The following is a 23,490-nucleotide window of genomic DNA, read 5'->3' on the forward strand; positions in this document are numbered from 1 at the left end:
GGGAGCCGTCGCCCCGGCGGGGCTCCGGTCGGGTGGGCGTCGACGGGCCCTCCGCGCCGCCGGCGCCGCGCCCGAGAGTCGGCCATCCGGGGAGGAATGCCGGTGTTCGCGCTGATCACGACAATTCTGGGAATTGTCTGTGGGAGGACTGTCAATGAGGTAATTGATACCTGGCAGAATGGGTGCGTGCACACCCCTCATGAGAAGAATGATCGCATCACCGGATACGTGCCCGGCGGCTTCGACATGTTCCACATCGGGCACCTCAACGTGCTGCGCGCCGCACGCAAGCACTGCGACCGCCTCGTCGTGGGCGTGGCGGCCGACGAGTCCCTCTACCGCATGAAGGGACGCATGCCCGTCATCCCGCTGCGCGAGCGCTGCGAGCTCGTGGCCTCGCTGCGCTTCGTCGACGCCGTCGTGGTCGACCTCGACCAGGACAAGCGCCTGGCCTGGCGCCTCCAGCCGTTCGACGTCCTGTTCAAGGGGGACGACTGGAAGGGGACCCCCAAGGGCGACCAGCTCGAGTCCGAGATGGCCGAGGTCGGCGCCACCGTGTTCTACCTGCCCTACACGCCCAGCACCTCCAGCACGAAACTGCGCCGCTTCATCGCCCCCGAGGACTTCGCGGACGAGGACGTCGACGGGACGGCGGACGCCGAGCGCGGAGCGGTCGCGCACGAGGCGGGGGCCAGGTGAGCGCCGCCGGGCCCGTGGCCGCCCGCGCCGGCTGGGGCGGGCGCGTCCGCCGTTACCGCGCCGAGCTCGACGCGGCCCAGAAGCCGGGCGACGGCGTCCCCGCCTACACGCGCTGGGTCAACCGCCGCGGAGCCCGCCTCGTGGCGGCCCTCGCCGCGGCCTCCGGGCTCACGCCGAACGCCGTGAGCGCCCTGTCGTTCCTCCTGTCGGCGCTCGGCATGGTCGTCCTCCTCGTCTGCCGCCCGGCCGCTTGGGTCGGACTGCCCGTCGCCGTCCTGCTCGCCCTGGGCTATCTGTTCGACTCGGCCGACGGCCAGGTCTCGCGCGTCACGCACGCCGCCAGCAGGACGGGCGAGTGGATCGACCACGTCGCCGATGCCTTCCGCTCCCCGGCGATCCACCTGTCGCTGGCCGTCACCACGGTCCTGCACTCCGGACGTCCCTGGTTCGCGCTCGTGGCCGTCGTCCACGCGTGGGTCACCTCCGGCCAGTTCCTCTCCCAGATCCTCGCCGAGCAGTTCGTACGGGCCGCCGGACGCAAGCAGACCCGCGGCGGCACCCTGCGCTCCATCGTCCTGCTGCCGACCGACCCCGGCACGCTGTGCTGGTCGTTCCTCCTGTACGGTCTGGGCGCCCCCTTCCGCGTGGTCTACACGCTGCTCGCCGTCATCGCCCTGGCCCACTCGATGCTCTCCCTCACGCGCCGCTACCGCGATCTGCGCGCCCTCGACGCAGCCGCCCGGGAGGGCTGACGTGCCGCGACTGTCCGTCCTCCTGCCGGCGCACAACGCCGAGCGCACCGTCACCCGGGCGGTGCGCTCGACGCTGGCCGCCCTGCCCCCCGACGCCGAGCTGGTCGTCGCCGATGACGGCTCCACCGATCGCACCGCCGAGCGGGTCCTGGCCGGCGCCGCCCGGCGGGGCGTCGTCGACCGCAGGTTGCGACTCGTCGATGCCGCCCCGGGCCCGGGCGGCATCACGCGCGTCCTCACCCAGCTGCTCGAGACCACCGACTCCGAACTCGTCGGGCGCATGGACGCCGACGACATCTCGCTGCCGGGCCGCTTCGGCGCCGCGCTGGCCCGCCTCGACGACGGCGACGACATGGTCTTCCTCCAGCAGGTCGAGCTCCGCGAATCGGCCGGCGGAGGCCTCCGCCGGGTCGTCCCGCGCGCGCCCTACCCGATCGGGCCCGACGAGTTCGCCCTCCACCTGCTCCTCACCAACCCGGTCTGCCATCCCACGATGGTCGCCTCCCGCCGACTGCTCGAGCGGGTCGGCGGTTACCGCGACGTCCCCGCCGAGGACTATGATCTGTGGCTGCGCTCGGCCAGCGCCGGAGCCCGCATCCGCAGGCTCGGCCGCTGGGGCCTCGTCTACCGCGTCCACCCCGCGCAGACCACCGCCTCCGCCCGCTGGCGGAGCGCCTCCTGGGCCGACGAGCGGCAGCAGGACGCCTTCGCCGAGCTGTCCGAGCGCCTCACCGGCGTCCGGCTCCAGCGGATCGTCTCGATGGCCGTCCTCCCCCCGGCCGAGCGCGAGGCCGGGTTCGCCCGCTTCGCGGCTGCCGTCGAGCCGGCCATCGCCGCCCTCGGCCCCCGCCGGGCCGCCGTCCTCACGAGACGTCTCGCGGCGCGCCGGTCCTGGCTGCGCGCCCAGTAGAGTCTTTTCGAGCAGTACCTCCGAAGGAGAGACCGCATGAGCATCCTCACACCGCCGCCCACCGGCGGCCCCCAGATCCTGGGGCACGAGCTGGCGCGCCGCTGGAAATCCGTCGTCGCCGGCATCGTCCTCGGCGGCCTGCTCGCCGTGCTGTATCTCATCGTCCTGCCGGGCTCGCACACCGCGACCGCGACGGTGACGATCACCACCCCGTCCTCGACCCTCGAGCCGGCCGCCCGCACCTCGCTGTCGAGCACCGACATGGTGACCGAGAAGGCCATCGCCAAGTCAGCGGTCACCCTCCAGCAGGCGCTCGACTCGATGCCCGGCACCGACCTCACGCTCGACGACCTCAAGGGCGCCCTCACGGTCGAGGGCGACACGAACGGCACCATCGTGTCGATCTCCTGGTCGGGGAGCACCCGCGAGAAGGCGGTCGCGGTGACCGATGCGATCACCGCCGCCTACATCCACCAGCGCACCGGCCTCATCGAGCAGCGCGCCGACGAGTTGTCCGCCGCCATCACCGACCGGATCAACGCCCTCAACGCCGAGGCGGCCGGGCTCGGTTCCGGCGGCCAGGCCCGCGCCGAGGCGATCCAGACCGAGCTGACCGAGCTCGCCAAGCAGCAGGACCAGCTGGCCGCCTACCACACCACGGCGGCGCGGGTGCTCACCGGTGCCGCGGACTCGCCCGACGACACGACGCCGCCCCGGAAGAAGATCCTGGCGGCCGGGCTGGCCGTCGGCGTCGTCCTCGGCCTGGCCATCGGCCTCGTCCGCGAGCGCCGGGAGCGGCGCGTGCTCTCTGCCCTCCAGCTCTCCGACCTCACCGGCCTGCCCGTGTGGAGCGCCGACCAGGATGTCGCCCCGGTGGCGCGCTGGGACGCCCCGGCCCAGGTGTCCGCCCTGGCCGTCGGCAAGGAGTACGAGCTCATCGTCCTCGCCGACGGCGCCGACGCCCGGGCGCTCGCCTTCGCCGAGGCCATCGGCCGGGCCCGCGGCGTCCAGGGCGCCGCGGCCCCCGTCCTCGTCGATCGGCGCATGCCCCTCGCCGAGGTCATCGAGCGCCTCGGCTCCGGCGGCCGCATCCTCATCGGCGCCGCGGTCGGCGACCCCCTCGCCGAGCTGCACCAGCTGCTCGACCAGCTGGACGTCGCCGAACGCGACGTCGTCGGCGTGATCCTGCTCGACGGCGGGTTCTACTTCGCCCAGGCGACCAGGGGCGGGTATGCCTGACACCGACGTCCCGCGCGACGAGATCGACGGGGCCGGCTCGCGCATCGTCCAGCTGGACCGGACGACCGGGCTGGTGAGGACCATCAGCGGGGCCGGGCAGGCCACCGCCCTCGTGCTCGTGCGCGACGGCGGACGCACCGCCGGGGTCGTCACCGTCGACTCCGACTCCGAACCCGCCTCCGCCCCCCGGGTTCTGGCGCTGCCGCCCGCTCCCCGGCGCGCCTGGGACGAGGGCGCCGGCGCCTCGCTCGGCGCCTCCGTGGTCCTGTGCACGACGGGCGACTGCGAGCTGCTGCGCTCCGCCGTCGAGGCGCTGCTCGCCCAGACGCACCCCGATTTCGAGCTCATCGTCGTCGACAACGCCCCGGCCACGGGGCGCACCCGCGCCGCGCTGGCCGGTCTCGAGGACGCGCGCCTGCGCATCGTCGAGCAGGCCGTCCCGGGCCTGTCGTGGGCCCGCAACACCGGCGTGGCGGCGGCGCGGCGCCCCGTCATCGCCTTCACCGACGACGACGCCCTCGTCGATCCCGGGTGGCTCGTCGCCCTGCTCGACCCCCTCGCCTCCGACCCCGACCGCGTCATCGGCGCGACGACGGGCATGGTCCTGCCGGCGGAGCTGCGCTACCGGGCGCAGCGCTGGTTCGAGTCCCGCGGCGGCTTCCCCAAGGACGACGTCCCGCGCGTGTGGACGATCGGCCCGGCCCCGCGTTCGGTGCGCCGCTTCGGCGCGCCCGGCGAGGGCGGCCCCCTCTACCCGGTGACGACGGCCCGCGTCGGCGCCGGTGTGAGCATGGCCTACCGCGCCGAGGCGCTCGCCGACGCCGGCGACTTCGACGTCCGGCTCGGTGCCGGCACCCCGACCCGCGGGGGCGAGGACCTCGACATGTTCGCGCGTCTGCTGCGCACCGGGCGGGTCATCGTCCACACCCCCGATGCGGTGCTGCACCACCGCCATCGCCGCACCGCGGCCGGCCTGGACGCCCAGATCCGCGGCAACGGCTCCGGCATGTCGGCGCTCATCGTCAAGTCGGTGCTGGAGCGCCCCGCGACGCTGCTCGTCCTGGCCGGGCGCGTGCCCGGCGTCGCCGCCCGGCTCAGACCCGGCTCGGAGCGCGTCGCCGGCTCGGACGACGACACCCCGGGCTCCCTCACGCGGTCCGAGATCAGGGGCTTCCTCGAGGGGCCGTGGTGCTACGCGAGGGCGGCCAGGGCCGCGAAGGGGCTGCGATGAGCCCCCTCGGCGGATCCGCCGAGGGGGCCTGGCGGAGCGCCCCGGCGGCCGGCCGCTGGCACCGCACCGGGGACGACCCGGCGCGGGCCACGCTGCGCCCCGAGGCGTCCGCGCTGCCGGTCTGGCCGTTCGTCCTGCCCTTCGCCGGCTACATCCTCTGGTGGGTCCTCGGCATCGGCGACATGATCTGGCCCGTCATGGCCCTCGTCATGCTCGCCCTCATGGCGCGCCGTCGGGGGCTCGACTTCCCCCGCGGCTGGTCGGTCTGGGCCTTCTTCCTGGTCTGGGCCGCGGTCTCGATCGTCGAGTGCGACACCTCGGGGCGCGTCATCGGCGCGCTCTACCGGCTGTCCATGCTCCTGGCCGCCACGGTCTTCGCCTGCTACGCCTACAACGCCCGACGCACCCTCACGCTGCGCGTCTACGGGGGGACGATGACCTGGTTCCTCCTGTCGACCGTCCTGGGCGGCTACCTGGCCATACTCGCCCCGAACCTGCAGATCGACACGCCGCTGTCCCACGTCCTGCCCGGCGCGCTGACCTCCAACAGCTTCATCCACGACTTCGTCCACCGCTCCACGACCCAGTGGGACCGGAACGCGTGGATCAGGACCGACCCGCGTCCGAGCGCCCCGTTCGTCTACGCGAACACCTGGGGCAACGTCTACTCGCTCATCCTGCCCGTCGTGCTCGCCCATGCCGCGCTGCTGCGGCGGGAGCGCTCGCCGCGACGCTGGCCCGTGGCGGCCCTCGTCGCCGTCTCGATCGTCCCGGCGGCGGCCACCCAGAACCGCGGCATGTTCGTCGGTCTGGGGGTCGTCGCCCTGTGGGTGGGTCTCCAGAGGACCCGCTCCGGACGCCTGCCCCAGGTGCTCGCCGGCGCCGGCGTCGTCGTGGTCGCCGCGCTGGTCTGGTTCGTCTCGCCGATGGGGCAGTCACTGCTCAGCCGCGTCCGGGCGAGCACCTCGACGGGGGACCGACTCGTCAACTACGTCGAGACGCTCAGCGAGCTGCGCGGTTCGCCGCTGTTGGGCTTCGGGGCCCCGCGTCCGGCCGCGGCGCCCTGGCTCCCCTCGCTGGGCACCCAGGGCCAGTTCTGGACGGTCCTGTTCTCGCACGGCGTCGTCGGTGCGGTGCTGTTCATGGGGACCTTCGCCGCCGCGGTCTGCTACGCGTGGCGCTGCCGGGACCTCGTCGGCGCGGTTCTCGGCGGGATCGCCCTGGCCACGCTCGTGGAGTCGTTCTACTACGGGATGACGACGGGCATGATGGTCTCGCTCGTTGCCGTCGCGCTCCTCGTGCGCTGGCGCGAGGGGGGCGGTGCGTCGGCCCCCTCGCCGCCGGTCAGCACGTCGGATCGTCGGGGAAGCTCTCTCCGGAGATCTTCCAGGAGCCGTTGGAGTTCGTGAGCATGAAGATGGTGAGCGAGCGCTTCGGCTGGGAGGCGTGCAGATCGGTTCCCTGGTCGTCGAGCACATGGACGGACGAGGAGTCGACGCAGGCCTGCACCGAGACCGTCGCGCCATCGTCCGAGACCCCGACGATGCCGGGGTTCTCGATGGTCGGGGCGCCGTTCTGGTGCACGCCGGTGCTCGCGAACTCGTCGGCCTGCGCCTCGTACGAGTCGAGCTCGCCGTCGGTGAGCACGCCGGACAGATCCGCCGGGTTGCCCGGGTCGGACAGCGCCGCGGCCGTGCGGGTCAGTGCGTCGCGGGTCGTGGCGGCGGCCTCGTCCTGCGACAGGGGCGGAGCCGGCTCGGTGTGCGCGCTCGAGGCGCTCTCGGACGGCGAGGCCGACGCGGAGACCCCGGGCGAGGAGCTCGCTGTGGTGCCCGGGGAGGCGCCGCTGGTGCCCTCCTCGGTCGCCCGGGTCCTCGACCGGATGGCGGCGACGGCCACGACGAGCAGCAGGACCACGGCGACGATCGCCGCGACGAGCAGCGTTCTGCGGGAACGGACGGTTGTGAGGGGCATGGGGCACCAACTGACGTGTAGCGGGCGGGTCAGGGTGATGCTACCCCCGAACGGGGCGCTCGGGTGAGCGGGCAGGGGGAGAGCCGCGTCGCGCTGGCCCGCGGCGGGATCGTCGGCTTCGTCGGGGCGGCACTCAGCGCCGTCCTCGGCTTCCTCCTCTCGGTGCTGCTGGCCCGCCTCCTCGGTTCGGCCGGCTCGGGCGTCGTGACCCAGGCCACAGGCGTCTTCTCCCTCGTCATGGCCATGGCCAAGCTGGGCTTCGACTCGGCTGCGATCTACCTCATGCCGCGGTTGCGCGTCGACCGTCCCGAGGAGATCCGCCCCTGCCTCGCCTACATGGGCACCCTCACGGTCGTCATCTCGCTCGTCGTCGTGCTCGTCCTCGAGCTCGTCGCGCCCCTCATCTGGGGCGGGGACGATCCGTCGGTGCGCGACGCGATCCGTGCGATCCTGTGGTTCATCCCCGTCGGCGCGCTGACGGTCGTCGCCGCCGCTGCGCTGCGGGCCCTCGGGAACATGCGCGAGTACGTCCTGGTGCAGAACGTCACCCTGCCGGTGCTGCGGCCGGTGCTCGTCGCCGCGGCGGTCGCGATGGGCGGCTCGCTGACCGTCGTGTCCCTCTCGTGGGCGCTGCCGTTCGCCGTCGTCCTGGTCCTCAGCTGGTTCCTCCTGGTCCGCCACCTGCCCGCCGAGGACCGGACCGGGCCGCAGCAGCGCTGGCCCGGGCGGGGGCGGCGGCGCGCCATCATGGGATTCGCCCTGCCACGCACCCTCTCGGCCGCCCTCGAGCAGGGCCTGACCTGGCTCGACGTCCTCATCGTCGGCCTGCTCGCCGGCAACGGCGCGGCTGGCGTCTACGGCGGCGCCAGTCGTTACATCCAGGCGGGTCTCATCGTCGACACCGCCCTGCGCATCGTCGTCTCTCCGCAGTTCAGCAGACTCATGCACATGGAGCGGATCGGGGAGCTGCGCGCCCTCTACTCCACGGCGACGATCTGGCTGGTGCTCTTCGCCACCCCGATCCACCTGCTCATGGCGATCTTCTCGCCCTGCCTCATGCTCATCCTCGGCCCCGAGTTCCAGCCCGGGTCGTGGGTGCTCGTCATCCTGTGCTGCGGCGCCATGGTCACCTTCTGCGCCGGGAACATCCACTCTCTGCTCATCATGAGCGGGCGCAGCGGTTGGGCGGCCCTCAACAAGGCCGTCGTCCTGGTGGTGAACGTCCTCGGCAACCTCGTGCTCGTCCCGATCATGGGGATCGACGGTGCCGCGCTCAGCTGGGCGGTGTGCATGGTCGTCGACGCCGCGCTGGCCACGGTCCAGGTCGTCCACTTCCTCGACGTCCGCCCGGCCGTCGCCGACGTGCTGCGCCCGCTGCTGGGCGTCGGGGCCTGCGCTGGCATCCCGTCAGGTCTTGTTGCCCTCGCCCTCGGACGGGACTCCCTCCTCGGTCTCGGGCTCGGGATCCTCGTCTCCGGAGTCTGCCTCGGCGCCATGTGCCGCCTCATGCGCGAACCCCTGCACTTGTCAGGGCTCGGTTCAATGCTAGGGTCAAAGATCGGGAGACGACAAGGGTGACCCGTAGGGGTCTTTCACAGTCGATCCTCAGCATCGTCCAATCCTTCCGACAGCTTCTCGTGGCAGCGCTGACGTGGCATAGTGGTGGCCGTCATGCAGTTTCGACACTGCGCCGCCCTCCACCCCGAGGAAGATATGCGCCCCCATCGCATGTGCGTGTCCGCCCTTGTCACGCCGCTCATGATTGTCGCCATGGCCGTGTCCGGCCTCTCTCCTGCGGTCGCCGATCCGGCCGCCGACCAGGGCGGTGCCGCGCCTGCCGCTGCGGGCTCCGAGTCCACCGCCCACGACGGCCGCACCGAGGCAACCGCAGCGGCCTCCTGCTGGGAGATCAAGCAGCACGACCCTGATTCCCCTGATGGCACCTACTGGTTGCAGACGCCCGCCATGGACGCCCCCGGCCAGTTCTTCTGCGACCAGAGCACGGACGGCGGCGGCTGGGTCATGATCGGTCGCGGCCGCGACGGATGGCAGACCCACACCCAGGGCTGGGGCGACCAGTCGCTGCTACTGACCCGCGACCGTTCCGGCGGCAACGTCGACGTCGCCCAGCTGCCGGCTGCCACGGTCGACGGGCTGCTGAACGACCAGCCGGTCTCGGACCTGCCCGACGGCTACCGCGTCGTGCGGGCGGCCGACGCGAAGGGCTCCCAGTGGCAGACCCTCGACATCAAGCCCCATCAGACGCAGGGCTGGGTCTGGCCGTTCAAGACCTACACGACCTATGACTACCGCTTCGGCAACGACTCCTGGACCGGGGCGCAGCAGACCATGGACCAGCCGCTGAACAGGAACTGCAAGTGGTACAGCTTCGGCGGATGCACCACCTCGCTCGACGTGCGCTCCACCTCGGCCAACAACTACGAGACGGGCTGGGCCTACTCGAGCCGTGCGAGCACCGGTGACGGCACTTTCGTCCGCCAGCTGAGGAGCGGCGGAAACCGCTTCCCGTTCTCCGAGGTGTACGTCCGCCCGCGGATCAGCTCCGACGACTCCGGCTTCGCCTCCATCCCCGACACCGGGACGAGCGCGATCCCCTCGCGCACCGACAACGCCGCGTCCGAGTACGCCCAGCGGACGAGCTGGGGCGTGAGCGGCAATCTCACCGGCTCGGTCGCCGAGGGCAGTATCCAGGTGCAGGCCTTCGCCCAGGTCGGCGGCACCATGTTCGTCGGCGGCAACTTCACCGGCGTCCAGCAGGGCTCGTCGGGCCAGGTGCATCCCTCGAAGGCGCTCGCCGCCTTCGACGCGAGCACGGGCGAGTGGAACAGCGCGCTCTCCTTCGACTTCAACAACCAGATCCACGACCTGCTGGCCCTGCCCAACGGGGAGCTCCTCGTCGCAGGCGACTTCACCTCTGTCAACGGCTCGGCGCACTCCGGGACGGTCGTCATCAACCCGACCACCGGCGCCGTGGACGAGTCCTGGGACCTCCAGGTCGTCAACCGCCTGTCGAGTGGCGTCCTGTCCGTCAAGACGCTGGCCACCGACGGCGCCAACATCTACCTCGGCGGCGCCTTCACCCATCTGTCCGGTCAGGGCGTCTCGAACTCCTACGGGCGCTCCGCCGCCCGCGTCTCGCTGAGCGGGCGGCCCGACCGCTCGTGGAACCCCGAGTTCAACGGCAGCGTCTGGGGCTCGGCGGTCGATCCGTCCAGCGGCAAGTACTTCGCCGGCGGCTTCTTCTCGAAGTCGCGGAGCACCCCCGTCAAGTGGGCGGCCTCGATCCTCACGAGCCCGGGCGCCGCGGTCGACACCTCGTTCACCTTCGTCGGCTCGGTCACGACGGATTACTACAAGTACACCCGTCCGAAGAAGATGTACCAGGAGTCCGTCAACGCCGTCGGAGGGAACGTCTTCTTCGGCGGCTCCGAGCACAGCCTGTTCCGCTACGACATCGCCTCGATGACCCGTCAGTCCGGCTCGGTCACGCTGGCCAACGGCGGTGACATCCAGGCCATCGAGTCGCACGGCGGCGTCACCTACGCGTCCTGCCACTGCTCCGACTTCGCCTACCAGGACGCCTACAGCTGGGACAACCTGCCCGGTGAGGACTGGACCGAGGCCGACCCGATCCGCTGGGTCGGCGCCTGGGACTCCGCCACGGGCAAGCAGCTGAACTGGACCCCCTACAACCTGAGCTCCAAGCGCGCGACCGGCGCCTGGGCCCTCAAGGTCACCGACGGCGGCACCCTGTGGGTCGGCGGCGACTTCACCAACTCGTACACCTCGCTCACGGGCCGGCAGTGGAACGGCGGCTTCGCCCTCTACGGCCCCCGCGATGACGAGCCCACCGAGGCCCCGGGTCGGCTTCGCGTCACCGGCTCCGCCTCCGACACCGTGAACCTCGCCTGGGACGCCGTCCCCGGCGCCACGAAGTACGAGGTGCTGCGCGACGACCGCACCATCGCCACGACGACGGCCACCTCGCTGACCGTTCCGCGCGGCGGCGACCAGCGCTACTTCGTCCGCACCGTCGACGACAACGGCAACATCAGCGCCTCCTCGACCGTGGCCACCGCCTCCGGCTCCGGCGGGGCCGAACCCGCCACCCCGGTCCTGCTCGACGACACCGGCACCTGGTCCTACCTGCCCAGTGCCACCGTCCCCGCCGACGACTGGACGGCAGCCGACTACGACGACTCGGCCTGGAGCACCGGCGCGGCCCCGATCGGTTACGGCGACTCGGCGCTGACCACGACGATCACCCCCGGGGCCGCCTCGCGTCGACCGATCACGACGTACTTCCGAAGTTCCTTCACCGTGCCCGACACGACGTCGCTCGCCGGGGTGTCCGTCTCGTACGTCGCCGATGACGGTGCGGTGGTCTACGTCAACGGCACCGAGGTCAGCCGCACCCGCATCGACGCCGGCCCCGTGCGCGCCGACACCCGCGCCAATGCGATCGCCAGGACCTCCGACGCGCGCGCCCACCGCACGGTCGTCACCGTGCCCGCCGACTCGCTCGTCGCTGGCGAGAACACCATCGCCGTCGAGGAGCACGTGAACTACCGCTCCAGCGCCTCCATGACGATGCAGGCCCGGGTCACCCGCATCGAGCGGGCCCAGGACGCCGACGGGGCGGCCGACCGCGCCGGGGCCTCCGACCAGGCCGGTCAGGACGCCGACGAGGCCGACCAGGCCACCGATCCCGCCGGCGCCGATGACCGGGCCGCCGATGACCGGACCGGCGACGACCGGGCCGCCGACGACCAGGGGGCTGGGGACCGGGAGGCCGCCGACGCCCGTGGCGCCGACGGCGGCACCGGCTCCGCGAAGGATCCGGGCGCCGCTCCGGCGACTGGCATGCCCCTGGTCCCGGTCGACGCGACCACCGCCACCGGCGAGATCGTCCCGGCGGGCTCCGAGTGGTCCTACCGCTACGAGACCACCGCTGCCGACGACGGCTGGAGCAAGGACGCCGATCTGAGCGGCTGGCGGACCGGCAGGGCCCCGTTCGGCTGGGACTCCCGCAACAGCACGATCAACACCCCGCTCGAGAAGGGCGTGGCGAGGACCGCGTACTTCAGCCGCGACGTCGACCTGGGCGCGCTCACCGACTCCACGAGGCTGACCCTCAGGGTCCGCGTGGACGACGGCGCCGTGATCCGCGTCAACGGCACCGAGGTCGGGCGCCTGCGCATGGAGTCCCGGGACGTCGACCACGATGGCAGGCCCGACAACGTGATCAGCTTCACCGACAGCGCCACGCAGGAGGTCACCGCCGCCTGCGCGTCCGCCGACGAGAACATGTTCACCGTGGAGCTGGACCGCTCGCAGCTGACCGACGGCGTCAACCGCATCGGCGTCGAGACCCACTCCAACAGTCGGATGGCCTCCTCGCTCACCTTCGACGCGACGGCGACCCTGGAGCGCTGAGCGCGATGACGGATCGGTGCCCGGGGGGCCTGGACCGGGAGTTCCTCGAGCGGTTCGCGCGCGAGGCCGGGCGCCCCGGTGCGGTGGTCACCTGGCTCAACCACTGGTCGCTCCTGCACGCCGACTGGCCCGCCCTGTCCCGGATGCGGCTCATCGGCTTCGACGGCACCCTCCTCCAGATGGTGCTGCACCACCACGGCCACCGGGTCGGGCGGAGTTCCGCGGACCTGGTGCTGCCGATCGTCCTCGACGAGGTCCTCGCCCCGGACGACAGGGTCGCCCTCATCGGGGCCGCCCCCGGCGTCGCGGCCGCCGCGGCGGGGCGCCTCGGCCGGCACCCCGCGATCGTCTTCGACGGCTACGGGGGGCTCGAGGCCCTGCTGGCCGATCCGTCGGCCCTCGTCGACGTCGCGCCGCGCCTGGTCGTCATCGGACTGGGGGCCGGACTCCAGGAGAGGGTCGCCCTGCAGATCCACGAGTGGCTGCCCGACGCGGCGGTCGTCACCGCCGGCGGCTGGCTCGACCAGCTCGACCACGCCGAGCAGTACTTCCCCGGCTGGGTGCACCGCATGCGCCTGGGCTGGGCCTGGCGCATCGTCCACGAACCGCGTCGGCTGTGCGGGCGCTACACGATCGAGGCCGCCCGCTTCCTCCTCGGGGCCGGCGCGCTCGTCGAGCTGCTCGAGACGATCGGCCCCTTCAACGGGCTGGGCATCGACCGCTGCACCGCGCCGGGCCCCGCGGGCCGCTGGGACGGGACGGGCGCCGCTCCTGCGGCGTCCGCGGCCCTGCTCCGCGGGGCGTCCGGCGCCCGGGGGCGTGAGCCGGCTCGCGGATGACCGCACCGGCCCGTGCGTGCCGCAGGCCGGGCCCTCTTCCCGGTCGGCCGGAGCCCGCCCGGCTCCGCTCTGGCCGGTCTGTTCGCTCCCCGGGGTCGACCGGTCTGCGGCGTCCGCATCACGACACGGCGTCGATGGCCCCGTCGCGATCGCGCCGGCCCGTGAACCGCCGTCCCCGGGGGCGCTCTCCGGCATAGGATGGGCGCGTGACTGACCCCCAGTATGCAGATCTCGGTCTTCCCCTCCTCCACGCCGGCAAGGTCCGCGAGCTCTACTCGCTGCCGGACCGCCCCGGGCGGATCCTCATGGTCGCCACCGACAACATCTCGGCCTTCGACTATGTCCTCGACTCCACGATCCCCGACAAGGGGATCATCCTCACCCGACTCTCCCTGTGGTGGTTCAACCGCCTCTCGGGCATCGTCGCCAACCACGTGGCGAGTACCGACGTCCCCGAGGCCGTCAAGGGCCGCGCCGTCATCGTCCAGGAGCTCGACATGATCCCCGTCGAGTGCGTCGCCCGCGGCCACCTCACCGGATCCGGCTGGGAGGAGTACCGGAGCACCGGCATGGTCTGCGGCGTGAGGCTGCCCGAGGGCCTGCACGACGGCTCGGAGCTGCCCGAGCCGATCTTCACGCCCGCCATGAAGGCCCCCGTCGGCGAGCACGACGAGAACGTCACCTTCGACGAGATGGTCGATCGCCTCGAGGTGCCCGACGACGGCGAGCGGGTCCGCAACCTCACGCTGTCCCTCTACCGCGCCGCCGCGCCGGTGGCCCGCAAGCGGGGCATCATCCTGGCCGACACGAAGTTCGAGTTCGGCAAGCTCCCGGACGGCACGATCGTGCTCGCCGACGAGGTGCTCACGCCCGACTCGTCCCGCTTCTGGGACGCCGGGGCCTACGACGAGGACGGCTCCCTCGTGAGCTTCGACAAGCAGTACCTGCGCGACTGGCTGCTCAACGACTCCGGCTGGGACCGCGGCTCCGGCGCCCGGCCGCCTGCGCTGCCCGACGAGATCGTCCAGGCCACCCGGGCCCGCTACCTCGAGGCCTACGGGCGGCTGACCGGCGAGCGGCTGGCCGTCTGAGCGGCCCCGCACGATAAGGTTCTGATCATGTCACGAGTTGTTGTGGACGTCATGCCCAAGCCCGAGATCCTGGATCCCCAGGGCAAGGCCATCACCGGTTCGCTCGCGCGGCTCGGCTTCGACGGCCTGTCGGTGCGGCAGGGCAAGCGCTTCGAGATCGAGGTCGACGGGGCCATCACCGACGAGCGTCTGGCGCAGATCCACGAGGCCGCTGAGAAGCTCCTGGCCAACACCGTGATCGAGGCCTTCGCCGTCCGCGTCGAGGAGGACTGACATGGCGCGGATCGGCGTCGTCACCTTCCCCGGTACCCTCGACGACCAGGACGCGCTGCGCGCCATCAGGATCTGCGGCGCCGAACCGGTCGGCCTCTGGCACGCCTCGGACGATCTCCAGGACGTCGACGCGGTCGTCCTGCCCGGAGGCTTCAGCTACGGCGACTACCTGCGGTGCGGCGCCATCGCCCGTTTCGCTCCGGTCATGGACGAGGTCATCGCGGCGGCGGGGCGGGGCGTGCCGGTCCTCGGCATCTGCAACGGCTTCCAGGTGCTGTGCGAGTCGCACCTGCTGCCCGGCGCCATGATCCGCAACGAGTGCCGCAGGTTCATCTGCCGCGAGCAGCGCCTGCGCGTCGAGACCGACGACACGACGTGGACCTGCGCCTTCGTCCCCGGCGAGGAGATCAGCATCGTGCTGAAGAACGGCGAGGGCAACTACATGTGCGACGACGACACCCTCGAGGCCCTCGAGGACAACAGGCAGGTCGTCTTCCGCTATCTCGACAACCCGAACGGCTCGCGGGCCGACATCGCCGGTGTGACGAACCGGAGCGGCAACGTCGTGGGCCTCATGCCCCACCCCGAGCACAACGTCGACGAGCTCATCGGCACGTCGCTCGACGGGCGCCGCTTCTTCGAGTCCGTCCTCCAGTTCCTCGCGGCCCGCGTCTGAGCCGTCGGGCCCCTCAGGCCTCGACGACGGCCTGCGCCGTCGCCGCGTCCACGACGACGTCGGTCATGAGACCGGCGCCGAGGACGGTGCGGATGGCCGGCGACTTCGCAGGGTCGGCCGCCACGAGCAGGCGCCGGCGGATGTGGCGCAGCTCGTTGAACGGCAGTCCGGTCGAGCGCGCGTTGACGTCGATGCGGTCGGTGCTGGAGTCGGTGCGGAAGAAGATGCCGCCCAGGTTGCCCACGACGTGCTCGCGCTCCATCTGCGCCATGTCGGCGGCGGTCAGGTAGCCGGAGTCGTAGAGATGCCCGGGCAGCTCGCCGTCGGGCGTGCCGACGCTGGTGAGCAGCAGGTCGGCCCCGGCCCGCAGGGCCAGCACCTGCTGGATGGACTTCTCCCGCCACATCGCGGCGCGCGTGCTCGCCGAGTCGAAGAAGGCGGGCACGGGGAAGTAGTGCACCTGGGCGTCGAAGGCGTTGCCGATGCGGTCGAGGATGAGCCCGGCGTAGTTGGTGCCGAGCGTGGCCACATTGCCCGAGCCGTGCAGCTGGACGATCTGCATGTCGGGGACGGGGTGAGGGCGGAGCTGGAGCGAGATGTTCTCGACCGTGCTGCCCCAGGCGACGGCGAGGATGACGCCGGGTCGGACGAAGGCGTCGAGCCAAGAGGCCGTCTGGACCGCGACGGCCAGCATCCGTTCCCGGGCGGTCTCGGAGTGCTCGACGGGGGCGACGGTGGCGCTCACGCCGTAGCGCTGCTCGAGCTCGTGACGCAGCTGGTCGGTGGGACCCTCCTCGCGGTGCACGGTGAACTGGATGACGCCCGTCGCGCGGGCCCGGGCCAGCATGCGCGAGACCGTGGAGCGCGAGACGCCGAGCTCGGCGCCGACCTCCTCGACCTTCTTCCCCTGCACCCAGTAGAGCTCGGCGGCGTCGGCCAGACGCGCGCGCTCGACGGGGCGCAGCGCCCGGCTCGTCCTGCCCGACTGTCCGACGATCATGCGATGACTTCCTGGATCGAGGGCCCGCAGGTGCGCGGGTGCCTCCTCGGCGAGGCGACTCCCAGCATACCGCCACACTGTCAACAATGCGATATTTTCCCAAAATCTCGCATCAAGACCCTCTCATATGGACAATGATGAGAATTTGTGTAGTCTTGTCTCGTCTCGGGGCCCCTCCCGACTCGTACACATCGTCCACCGCACACCAGATGGGGCACGCATGTCATCGTCGACACTTCACCACGAGGAGCGTCCCACGCATTATCGCTGGGTCGTCCTCACCGTCATCTTCATCACCTACGTGATCTGCATGGCCGACCGCTCCAACATCGGCGCCGTCCTGCCGATGATCAAGGGCGAGTTCGAGATCTCGAACTTCGCCTCGGGCGCCATCTCGAGCTTCTTCTTCCTCGGCTACGCGATCTCCCAGATCCCCGCCGGCCTCGTCATGACGAAGAAGGGCACCCGCCACATCGTCTCGCTGGCCGTCCTGCTCTTCTCGATCATCACCTTCTGCATGGGCTTCGCGACCACCGCCGTGGCCCTGCTCGTGCTGCGCCTGCTGCTCGGCCTCATGGAGGGCCCGACCCCGGTCGGCATGACCTCCACCGTCAACGCCTGGTTCCCGCCCAAGGAGAAGGGCACGGCCACCGGCGTCTACATCGCCTCGACGCAGTTCGCGCCGATCATCGTGCCGATCATCGCCGTGGCCCTGGCCAACGCCCAGGGCTGGCGCTCGGTGTTCCACTGGTTCGCCGTCCCCGGGGTGGTCATGGCGATCGTCTTCTTCCTCGTCCAGCGCACCCACCCCGGCCAGTCCAGGTGCGTCAACGCCGCCGAGCTCGCCCGCATCACGAGCACCGACACCGGTGGGACCGAGAAGAGGGTCGACTTCGGCGACATGGGCTGGATCGACCGCCTCATCCGGCTGCGCGACGAGAAGCCGCTCGACACCAACGGCAGGATCATGCGGTCCTGGAACATCTGGGGCAACACCATCGCCTACTTCTTCATGAACAACGTGCTGTACGGCATGCTCACCTGGATCCCCTCGTACCTGGTGACCGCCCGCGGCTACAACTTCATCAAGATGGGCTTCGTCGCCTCCGCCCCGTCCATCGGCGGCCTGGTCGGCGCCCTCGTGGGCGGCGTCGTCTCCGATCGCGTCTTCCGCGGGCGCCGCAAGCCCACCATGCTCATCACCGCCCTCATGACCGCTGTCATGATGGTCGTCGTGCTCGTCGTCCCGCAGAACACGGTCCTGGTCGTCGGCTCGCTGATCCTCACCGGCTTCTTCCTCAACATCGGCTGGCCCATGTTCACCGCCTACGCGATGAACCTCACGACCGACGGGACCTACCCCTTCGCCATCTCGGTCATCAACTCCGGCGGCAACCTCGGCGGCTTCTTCGCCCCGATCATCGTCGGCGCCCTGCTGGACGCCTTCGGGGGCAACTACACGGTGGCCTTCAGCTACTTCGTCGTCGTCCTGCTCATCGGCCTCGTGCTGATCCTCACCCTCACCGAGGGGCGGCCCGCGCCCAAGGTCGGGGCCGCCACCGCGACCCGGGCCTGATCTGCGACGATGAACCCTGCACAAGGAGGTGCTGACTCATGGCGAATGTGGGAATCGTCGCGGACGACCTGACCGGCGGAACGACGGTCGGCGCGCTCATCGCCCGGGAGGGCGTGCCCGCCACCGTGTTCTTCGACCCCTCGTACGTCGCGACCACGCCCCTGCCCGACAACGCCGCCGCGATCGTCAGCACCGACTCGCGCCCGCTGTCCGCCGGGGTGGCCTTCGGGAGGGTGCGCGACGCGACCCGGATCCTCGAGGAGCAGGGCGCCCGGATGTTCGCGAAGCGCATCGACACGACGGTCCGCGGCGGCGTGGGGCCGGAGGTCGAGGGCATGCTCTCGGCCCTGGGCTCCGAGTACATGGCGGTCGTCGTGCCGGCCATGCCCCAGTCGCGGCGCGTCGTGATCGAGGGCTACTCGCTCATCGACTCGGTGCTCCTGACCCGCACCGGCGTCGCGCAGGACGTGCGCACGCCGGTGCACCAGGCCCACCTGCCCACCCTCTTCCGCGAGCAGTTCAAGGCCGGGCTCGGGCACGTGAGCATCAGGCCCGTCATCTCGGGCAGGCAGGCCATCAAGCACGAGCTCGTCGAGCTGCGCCGCGAGGGGACCCGGATCTTCCTCGTGGACGCGTTGAGCATCGACGACGTCGACCAGATCGCCCAGGCCGTCGTCGACCTCGGCTGGCCGATCGTCTGCGTCGACCCGGGCCCGTTCACCGACCGCGTCGCGGTGCACGCGGGGGCCATCCGGCCCGCCGAGGTGCCGCAGCGCGTCACCCGCCTCGACCCGGTGCCGGGCGAGACGGGCACGGTGCTCGTCGTGGCGGGCAGCGCCACGCGGGTGACCCACAACCAGATCACCAGGCTGGCCGAGGCGCCCGGGGCCGTCACGCTCTCGGTCGACGTCCTGGCGATGCTCGACAGGGACGTCTCGGCCCACGAGGCCGAGTGCCGCAGGGCGGAGGCGGAGGCCCGCCGTCTGCTCGACGAGGCCGCCGCGCCGCCGCGCGTCATGATCTGCGCGCTCGACACCGTCTACAGCGGCACGACCACGCCGAAGGCCGTCATGGAGGAGCTGTCCGGCCTCACAGGCCCCGAACCGGCCAAGCGGCTCACCGTACGCTTCGGCGCCCTGGCCCGGCGCGTCCTCGACGTCATCGGCAGGCAGGACTGCGCAGGCCTGTACCTCACCGGCGGCGACGTCATGGTGGCCGGCTGCGAGGCCTTCGGGGCCAAGGGCATCACCCTCGTCGACTACGTCATTCCGCAGGTCGACCAGGGCATCATCACCGGCGGCCCCTACGAGGGGCTCCCCGTCGTCTGCAAGGGCGGTCTGACGGGCACCGAGGTCACCGCCGTTCAATCCGTCAACCGAATCCTCGACGAAAGGATGCGCACTCATGGCGCACACGCGTAAGCCCACCATGGCGATCACCATGGGCGATCCTGCCGGCATCGGCCCGGAGATCACCCTCAAGACGATCCAGGACGAGCGGATCCACGACATCTGCGATCCCTTCGTCATCGGCAGCGCCGACTCCCTCGAACGGGCCGCCGAGATCCAGGGCGTCAGGGATCTGAAGCTCAACGTCATCACCGGGCCGGAGCAGGCGAGGAACGAGTTCGGCACCGTCGACCTCCTCGAGACCGGCGTCGAGCCCGACGCGACGATCGGGTTCGGCGCGATCCAGGTCGCCGCGGCCAGGCGCGCCTACTCGTACATCGAGAAGTCGATCGAGCTCGGCATGGCCGGTCGCATCGACGGCGTCTCCACGGCCCCGATCAACAAGGCCGCCCTCAAGGCGGCCGAGGTGCCCTACATCGGCCACACCGAGATCTACCAGGCGCTCACCGGCTCGCCGTACGCTTTGACGATGTTCAACGTGCACAGGCTGCGCGTCTTCTTCGTCAGCCGGCACGTCTCGCTGCGCGAGGCCTGCGACCTGGCCAACCACGACCGCATCCTCGAGTTCCTCGGGAACATCGACACCGAGCTGAAGAAGTTCGGCTTCGAGCACCCGTCGATCGGCGTCGCTGCCCTCAACCCGCACGTCGGCGAGGGCGGCCTGTTCGGCACCGAGGAGATCGAGCACATCGCGCCGGCCGTCGAGGACGCCCGGGCCCTCGGCATCGACGCGCACGGCCCGGATTCGGCCGACGCGATCTTCGCGTTCAACCTGGACGGCCACTACGACGCCATCCTGTCGATGTACCACGACCAGGGTCACATCGCCTGCAAGACGCTGGACTTCCAGAACGCCGTCACGCTGACCCTCGGCCTGCCCTTCATGCGCAGCTCGGTCGACCACGGAACGGCCTTCGACATCGCCGGCAAGGGCATCGCCCAGGGCGAGTCGATGATCGAGTCGACGCGCGTGGCCGCCGTCTACTCGCAGATGCAGATCGACGCGAGGGCCGAGGCCTCCCGCCCCTGATCCTCCCGGGCCCGGCCCCGTCGGAGGGCGGAGCGACCCGGGGCGGGCCGGGTCGTGCCGCGAGCACGCGCGGCCCGGCCGTCCCGCCCCCGCATGAGTCGTACCCGCATGAGTCATATAGGATCGGCGGCGAAGTGGCGGCGTCGCCGCGAGCCCGCCGCCACCGATCGCCGCGGAGCGCACCGCGCACCGTCCACACCGCGCACCGTCTCAGAACCACACACCGTCTCGGACGAGAGGAATCCCATGAAGCTCATCTTCGGGTGCGACCCCAATGCCGCCGAGTTCAAGAAGGCCCTCATGGCCAGGGCCGTCGAGCTGGGCCACGAGGTCGAGGACTACGGCTCCGACGACCCGATCTACGCCAACGTGGCCACCAGGGTCGCCGAGGACGTCGTGGCCGGCGGGGCCGACCGCGGCGTCGTCGTCTGCGGCACGGGCATCGGCGTCTCGATCGCCGCGAACAAGGTCCGCGGCGCCTACTGCGCCTGCGTCGCCGACGTCTACCAGGCCCAGCGGGCGACCCTGTCCAACAACGCCAATCTCATCGCCATGGGCTCCCAGGTGCTCGGCATCGAGACCGCGAAGGTCCTTCTGGAGAACTACCTGGCCAACGAGTTCGACCCCGACTCGCGCAGCGGCGTCAAGGTCGCCCGCATCTGCGAGTACGAGGCCGAGCACTGAGGCCGCGCCGAGGCGAGGGGGAACCGATCGTGAACAGGCCGATCGTCGCGGTGAGCCTCAAGATGTACTTCGAGCGCCCCCGCACGCTGGAGTACGCCCGTTCGCTCGTCGACCTAGTCGGCGCCGAGCGGGGCCTGTCGGACGCCGTCCGTCTGGCGGTCCTGCCCGACTTCCTGACCATTGCCGAGACGGGGGCGATCCTGGACGGCTCGGGCATCCTGCTCGGCGCCCAGGACCTCTGCCAGGACGACCGGGGCGCCCGCACCGGCGAGGTGTCGGGCGTCGACCTGGCGGCCCTCGGCGTCCGGGTCGTCGAGGTGGGGCATGCCGAGCGGCGCACGATCTACCGCGAGGACGACGCGATGGTCGCCGCGAAGACGGCCGCCGCCGCCCGCAACGGCATCGTCCCGCTGCTGTGCATCGGCGAGGCGGAGCGCTCCACCGAGGCCGAGGCCGCCGCGAAGTGCGTCGGGCAGGTGCGTTCGGCCCTGGCCGACGCCCGGCCGTCCGAGCTCTGGCTGGGCTACGAGCCCCACTGGGCGATCGGCGCGCCGGCCCCGGCCCCGTCCGAGTACGTCTCGGCGGTGTGCCGGGGGATCCGCGAGGGTCTGTCCGACGTGCCCGGGCTCAGTCTGCTGTACGGCGGCTCGGCCGGTCCGGGTCTGCTCGGCACCCTCGACCCGGCCATCGACGGCCTCTTCCTGGGCCGGTTCGCCCATGACCCGGCCGCGTTCGTCTCGGTCGCCGGGGAGGCGCGCGAACGCGCGGGGTGCTGAGCGGCGGGTTCCCGCCCGTTGGTGCCCGCCGGCGCCGGCACGGCTGTTTCCCAGTCGGCGGGCCCTCCGCCGTGTTCCAAACCGGGCATCACTCCTCGTTCCCACCTTATTTTTGTGTTTGCACCTCGGAAATAACCCGGGTGTTAACGCAAATCCGAGGTGGGAACGTATGACCGTCATGAAACAAGATCGTTTCTGGTTTCGCGGAGGGGGAGGTGCTCGAAGTCGTGGTCGAATGTTCGGCTGGTGACGTATGAGGCGAATGCGCCGAAGGTTTCTTCTGGGGTGACCTCGACCTGCGTGTCCCAATCACATCCGAAACAGCACAGGAAATCCACGGAAAATACGATTCCGTTTCATGACGGCCATGGCTGGAGAGTTTTGAATGGCCGTCCATGGCGGCTCTATTTTGGTTTATGTGCGCGTGAAAAATCTTCCATCGCAAGAGCTCTTGCAGTCATGTCTCGGCAGGCGGCCTCTTCCGTGTAGTAGACCTTCTCGTCCGTACGAAGCCCGCGTTCAGCATAAAACACAACCCATCGGGCGGGGCCCTCTTGATAAAGGACCACGACCTCATTCGTTGCGACTGTGTCAATGGCGAAGATCTCTGGACGTACCCCTTTTTCAGTCAGGAAATCGGCGACTTCACTCATCTTCATGATGCGGTAACCTCCTTGATTATTCCGTGGTCAAGTAATTTTTGTGCACTGACCGGCAACTCGTGTTGGATTCCACCGCCAGGTTCGCCGAACCAGAGAGCAATTCGGGATGTCTGAACCGGGATTGGCTTGACTATGGCTTTCATGAAACAAAATTGTTTCTGGTTTCGCGGAGTGGGAGGTGCTCGAAGTCGTAGTCGAATGTTCGGCCGGTGACGTATGGGGCGGACGCGCTGAAGGTTTCTCCGGGGGTCTCGCGCTGAATGTTCGCGATGTTGCTCTTGGCCGCGTTCCGGACGTGCTCGACCGGGTTGTGGCCGGGCGCGTACGGCGGCGGATGGATCGGTGTGATGCGCTCCAGCAGCTGACCCGGTTCGTAGAGGCCGGTCAGGGCTCTGGCGTGGTGGAAGCGGGCGTTGTCCAGGACGGCCGTGGTCTTGCCGGTGCCGGTTTCTCGTTGGAGCAGGTCCGGTGCGAGGATCGTCTGCCAGGTGTTCCGGTTCCTCTCGGTCGGGTACGGCGTGACTGTTCTGCTGGTCGGGGGGAGGGCGCCGGAGAACGACTGGGACGTCTTCTTCCGGTCCACGGACAGCTTGGTGCGCTGCCCTCTGAGGGCTGCATGCGGCGAGTCTCGGCCTCGTGCTCCAAGCGGACCTCGTCTGCCGTGCAGACCTCCCAGCCGGCGTCCAACAGGGCCTTGACTTGGGTCGTCACCTCGGCCATGCGTCTGGTGATGGCTTTCTCGTCGCGGTGCTCGTCGAACGGGTCCGGGCGGTTCGGGGCTCGGCCCGCACAGGGGCGGGAGCAGCCGGTACGAGGAGTCCGCCTGGTGTTCCACGTCGAACAGGATCTTCACGACCTCACGTACCGCCGGGACGTCCCAGAACCCGGCGCGGACACCAGACCGGGAGAGCGGTCGGGCGAGAACAGCCTTGAGTTCTTCCTTCCGGACGCTCCGCCGCGTCCTGGTTCCCCGCATGCCCGGCCAGGACCCAGTACATCCTGGTGCCCCGCCGGTCAGCCGGCCATTCCTGCACCGTCCTCTCCGCCCTCCCGGCCCGTTCGACTATCTTCGCGATGATGCCGATTCCGACTCCTTCAGAGGCGTACAGGATCGCTTCTGCCTTCATCTGCACCAGCACATGATTGTCGGAACGCTTCCTCCACCCGACCAGGACGGCGGTTTCTCCCGGGGCGACCCCGACCCGCACGCCC

At 70.7% G+C, this 23,490-nt stretch carries 22 protein-coding genes and 1 pseudogene; 16 read left to right on the top strand and 7 right to left on the bottom strand.

Translation table 11 applies throughout. The features are described from left to right. Positions 1-186 precede the first annotated feature (186 nt). Genes EGX94_RS08865 through EGX94_RS08890 form a run of 6 tightly spaced genes read left to right on the top strand, consistent with a single transcriptional unit; the run spans position 187 to position 6,240 of the window. Positions 187-699 (top strand): adenylyltransferase/cytidyltransferase family protein, encoded by a 513-nt coding sequence (locus tag EGX94_RS08865; protein ID WP_226906018.1) that lies wholly within the window; start codon positions 187-189, stop codon positions 697-699. Then, on the top strand, positions 696-1,451 hold the full coding sequence (locus tag EGX94_RS08870; RefSeq protein ID WP_226906019.1) for a CDP-alcohol phosphatidyltransferase family protein: 756 nt from the start codon (positions 696-698) through the stop codon (positions 1,449-1,451). The genes EGX94_RS08865 and EGX94_RS08870 overlap by 4 nt, the downstream gene beginning before the upstream one ends. A 1-nt stretch (position 1,452) precedes the next feature. Then, the gene (locus tag EGX94_RS08875) at positions 1,453-2,361 is read left to right on the top strand and encodes a glycosyltransferase family 2 protein (RefSeq protein ID WP_021796800.1); all 909 of its coding nucleotides are present in this window, start codon (positions 1,453-1,455) and stop codon (positions 2,359-2,361) included. Positions 2,362-2,397: 36 nt separating this feature from the next. Next, positions 2,398-3,600: a GumC domain-containing protein gene (locus EGX94_RS08880; protein WP_021796794.1), complete on the top strand. Its 1,203-nt coding sequence runs from the start codon at positions 2,398-2,400 to the stop codon at positions 3,598-3,600. Then, positions 3,593-4,831, top strand: coding sequence for a glycosyltransferase family 2 protein (locus tag EGX94_RS08885; RefSeq protein ID WP_021796798.1), 1,239 nt, complete (start codon positions 3,593-3,595; stop codon positions 4,829-4,831). The genes EGX94_RS08880 and EGX94_RS08885 overlap by 8 nt, the downstream gene beginning before the upstream one ends. Further along, the gene (locus EGX94_RS08890; RefSeq protein WP_021796801.1) at positions 4,828-6,240 is read left to right on the top strand and encodes an O-antigen ligase family protein; all 1,413 of its coding nucleotides are present in this window, start codon (positions 4,828-4,830) and stop codon (positions 6,238-6,240) included. Before EGX94_RS08885 ends, EGX94_RS08890 begins: the two co-directional genes overlap by 4 nt. Here the strand turns inward: EGX94_RS08890 and EGX94_RS08895 are convergent. After that, a complete protein-coding gene (locus EGX94_RS08895) occupies positions 6,176-6,805 on the bottom strand; it encodes a hypothetical protein (RefSeq protein ID WP_051245357.1) in 630 nt (209 codons plus the stop codon). The genes EGX94_RS08890 and EGX94_RS08895 overlap by 65 nt on opposite strands. Positions 6,806-6,868: 63 nt before the next feature. On the opposite strand from EGX94_RS08895, the gene EGX94_RS08900 reads away from it, so the two are divergent. The 5 genes and pseudogenes from EGX94_RS08900 (at position 6,869) to purQ (ending at position 15,141) form a co-directional block, all read left to right on the top strand. Further along, complete coding sequence (locus tag EGX94_RS08900; RefSeq protein WP_021796796.1) at positions 6,869-8,383, top strand: oligosaccharide flippase family protein; 1,515 nt, start codon at positions 6,869-6,871, stop codon at positions 8,381-8,383. Positions 8,384-8,539: 156 nt separating this feature from the next. Then, positions 8,540-12,262: a fibrinogen-like YCDxxxxGGGW domain-containing protein gene (locus tag EGX94_RS08905; protein WP_196807731.1), complete on the top strand. Its 3,723-nt coding sequence runs from the start codon at positions 8,540-8,542 to the stop codon at positions 12,260-12,262. A gap of 5 nt (positions 12,263-12,267) precedes the next feature. Then, positions 12,268-13,101: a WecB/TagA/CpsF family glycosyltransferase gene (locus EGX94_RS08910; protein WP_123826209.1), complete on the top strand. Its 834-nt coding sequence runs from the start codon at positions 12,268-12,270 to the stop codon at positions 13,099-13,101. A 206-nt stretch (positions 13,102-13,307) separates the two neighbouring features. Beyond that, positions 13,308-14,465, top strand: a pseudogene (locus tag EGX94_RS08915) (phosphoribosylaminoimidazolesuccinocarboxamide synthase). A 1-nt stretch (position 14,466) separates the two neighbouring features. Continuing rightward, positions 14,467-15,141 (top strand): phosphoribosylformylglycinamidine synthase subunit PurQ, encoded by a 675-nt coding sequence (gene purQ, locus EGX94_RS08925; protein WP_021798656.1) that lies wholly within the window; start codon positions 14,467-14,469, stop codon positions 15,139-15,141. Between the two features lie 13 nt (positions 15,142-15,154). Here purQ and EGX94_RS08930 read toward each other — a convergent pair whose 3' ends face one another. Continuing rightward, entirely contained in the window at positions 15,155-16,141 is a 987-nt protein-coding gene (locus EGX94_RS08930) for a sugar-binding transcriptional regulator (RefSeq protein ID WP_021798654.1), read from the bottom strand. Positions 16,142-16,361: 220 nt separating this feature from the next. On the opposite strand from EGX94_RS08930, the gene EGX94_RS08935 reads away from it, so the two are divergent. The 5 genes from EGX94_RS08935 to EGX94_RS08955 all read left to right on the top strand — a co-directional run bounded on the left by EGX94_RS08935 (position 16,362) and on the right by EGX94_RS08955 (position 21,616). Then, positions 16,362-17,717, top strand: a complete 1,356-nt coding sequence (locus tag EGX94_RS08935; RefSeq protein ID WP_051383858.1) for an MFS transporter — start codon at positions 16,362-16,364, stop codon at positions 17,715-17,717. A gap of 38 nt (positions 17,718-17,755) precedes the next feature. Next, positions 17,756-19,138 carry a four-carbon acid sugar kinase family protein gene (locus EGX94_RS08940; RefSeq protein WP_021798664.1) on the top strand — a complete coding sequence of 461 codons (1,383 nt, stop codon included), beginning with the start codon at positions 17,756-17,758 and terminating at the stop codon, positions 19,136-19,138. Then, complete coding sequence (gene pdxA / locus EGX94_RS08945; protein ID WP_021798653.1) at positions 19,122-20,156, top strand: 4-hydroxythreonine-4-phosphate dehydrogenase PdxA; 1,035 nt, start codon at positions 19,122-19,124, stop codon at positions 20,154-20,156. Before EGX94_RS08940 ends, pdxA begins: the two co-directional genes overlap by 17 nt. A 246-nt stretch (positions 20,157-20,402) precedes the next feature. Next, positions 20,403-20,840, top strand: a complete 438-nt coding sequence (locus EGX94_RS08950) for an RpiB/LacA/LacB family sugar-phosphate isomerase (protein ID WP_021798657.1) — start codon at positions 20,403-20,405, stop codon at positions 20,838-20,840. A 29-nt stretch (positions 20,841-20,869) separates the two neighbouring features. After that, on the top strand, positions 20,870-21,616 hold the full coding sequence (locus EGX94_RS08955; RefSeq protein WP_021798666.1) for a triose-phosphate isomerase family protein: 747 nt from the start codon (positions 20,870-20,872) through the stop codon (positions 21,614-21,616). A 176-nt stretch (positions 21,617-21,792) separates the two neighbouring features. On the opposite strand, the gene EGX94_RS13460 is transcribed toward EGX94_RS08955, so the two are convergent. The 5 genes from EGX94_RS13460 to EGX94_RS13470 form a co-directional block, all read right to left on the bottom strand. Next, the gene (locus EGX94_RS13460; protein WP_155948348.1) at positions 21,793-21,954 is read right to left on the bottom strand and encodes a hypothetical protein; all 162 of its coding nucleotides are present in this window, start codon (positions 21,952-21,954) and stop codon (positions 21,793-21,795) included. 66 nt (positions 21,955-22,020) lie between these two features. Beyond that, positions 22,021-22,275 carry a hypothetical protein gene (locus EGX94_RS08960; RefSeq protein WP_021798650.1) on the bottom strand — a complete coding sequence of 85 codons (255 nt, stop codon included), beginning with the start codon at positions 22,273-22,275 and terminating at the stop codon, positions 22,021-22,023. Continuing rightward, positions 22,272-22,421 (bottom strand): glycohydrolase toxin TNT-related protein, encoded by a 150-nt coding sequence (locus tag EGX94_RS14385; RefSeq protein ID WP_081707487.1) that lies wholly within the window; start codon positions 22,419-22,421, stop codon positions 22,272-22,274. Before EGX94_RS14385 ends, EGX94_RS08960 begins: the two co-directional genes overlap by 4 nt. After that, positions 22,418-22,861, bottom strand: a complete 444-nt coding sequence (locus EGX94_RS14080) for a transposase (RefSeq protein ID WP_192962643.1) — start codon at positions 22,859-22,861, stop codon at positions 22,418-22,420. The genes EGX94_RS14385 and EGX94_RS14080 overlap by 4 nt, the downstream gene beginning before the upstream one ends. A 274-nt stretch (positions 22,862-23,135) precedes the next feature. Continuing rightward, positions 23,136-23,486, bottom strand: coding sequence for a helix-turn-helix domain-containing protein (locus tag EGX94_RS13470; RefSeq protein ID WP_155948349.1), 351 nt, complete (start codon positions 23,484-23,486; stop codon positions 23,136-23,138). Positions 23,487-23,490 lie beyond the last annotated feature (4 nt).

Origin of the sequence: Propionibacterium acidifaciens (assembly GCF_003798325.1) — a bacterium.
Taxonomy (GTDB): domain Bacteria; phylum Actinomycetota; class Actinomycetes; order Propionibacteriales; family Propionibacteriaceae; genus Propionibacterium; species Propionibacterium acidifaciens.

Excerpts from the sequence above, each read along its gene's own strand:
- pdxA (WP_021798653.1), top strand. The coding sequence starts at position 19,122 with ATGGCGCACACGCGTAAGCCCACCATGGCGATCACCATGGGCGATCCT.
- EGX94_RS08890 (WP_021796801.1), top strand. The coding sequence starts at position 4,828 with ATGAGCCCCCTCGGCGGATCCGCCGAGGGGGCCTGGCGGAGCGCCCCG.
- EGX94_RS08930 (WP_021798654.1), bottom strand. The coding sequence starts at position 16,141 with ATGATCGTCGGACAGTCGGGCAGGACGAGCCGGGCGCTGCGCCCCGTC.
- EGX94_RS08950 (WP_021798657.1), top strand. The coding sequence starts at position 20,403 with ATGAAGCTCATCTTCGGGTGCGACCCCAATGCCGCCGAGTTCAAGAAG.
- EGX94_RS08910 (WP_123826209.1), top strand. The coding sequence starts at position 12,268 with ATGACGGATCGGTGCCCGGGGGGCCTGGACCGGGAGTTCCTCGAGCGG.
- EGX94_RS08960 (WP_021798650.1), bottom strand. The coding sequence starts at position 22,275 with ATGAAGATGAGTGAAGTCGCCGATTTCCTGACTGAAAAAGGGGTACGT.
- purQ (WP_021798656.1), top strand. The coding sequence starts at position 14,467 with ATGGCGCGGATCGGCGTCGTCACCTTCCCCGGTACCCTCGACGACCAG.
- EGX94_RS08885 (WP_021796798.1), top strand. The coding sequence starts at position 3,593 with ATGCCTGACACCGACGTCCCGCGCGACGAGATCGACGGGGCCGGCTCG.
- EGX94_RS08935 (WP_051383858.1), top strand. The coding sequence starts at position 16,362 with ATGTCATCGTCGACACTTCACCACGAGGAGCGTCCCACGCATTATCGC.
- EGX94_RS14385 (WP_081707487.1), bottom strand. The coding sequence starts at position 22,421 with ATGAAAGCCATAGTCAAGCCAATCCCGGTTCAGACATCCCGAATTGCT.
- EGX94_RS08895 (WP_051245357.1), bottom strand. The coding sequence starts at position 6,805 with ATGCCCCTCACAACCGTCCGTTCCCGCAGAACGCTGCTCGTCGCGGCG.
- EGX94_RS08940 (WP_021798664.1), top strand. The coding sequence starts at position 17,756 with ATGGCGAATGTGGGAATCGTCGCGGACGACCTGACCGGCGGAACGACG.
- EGX94_RS08880 (WP_021796794.1), top strand. The coding sequence starts at position 2,398 with ATGAGCATCCTCACACCGCCGCCCACCGGCGGCCCCCAGATCCTGGGG.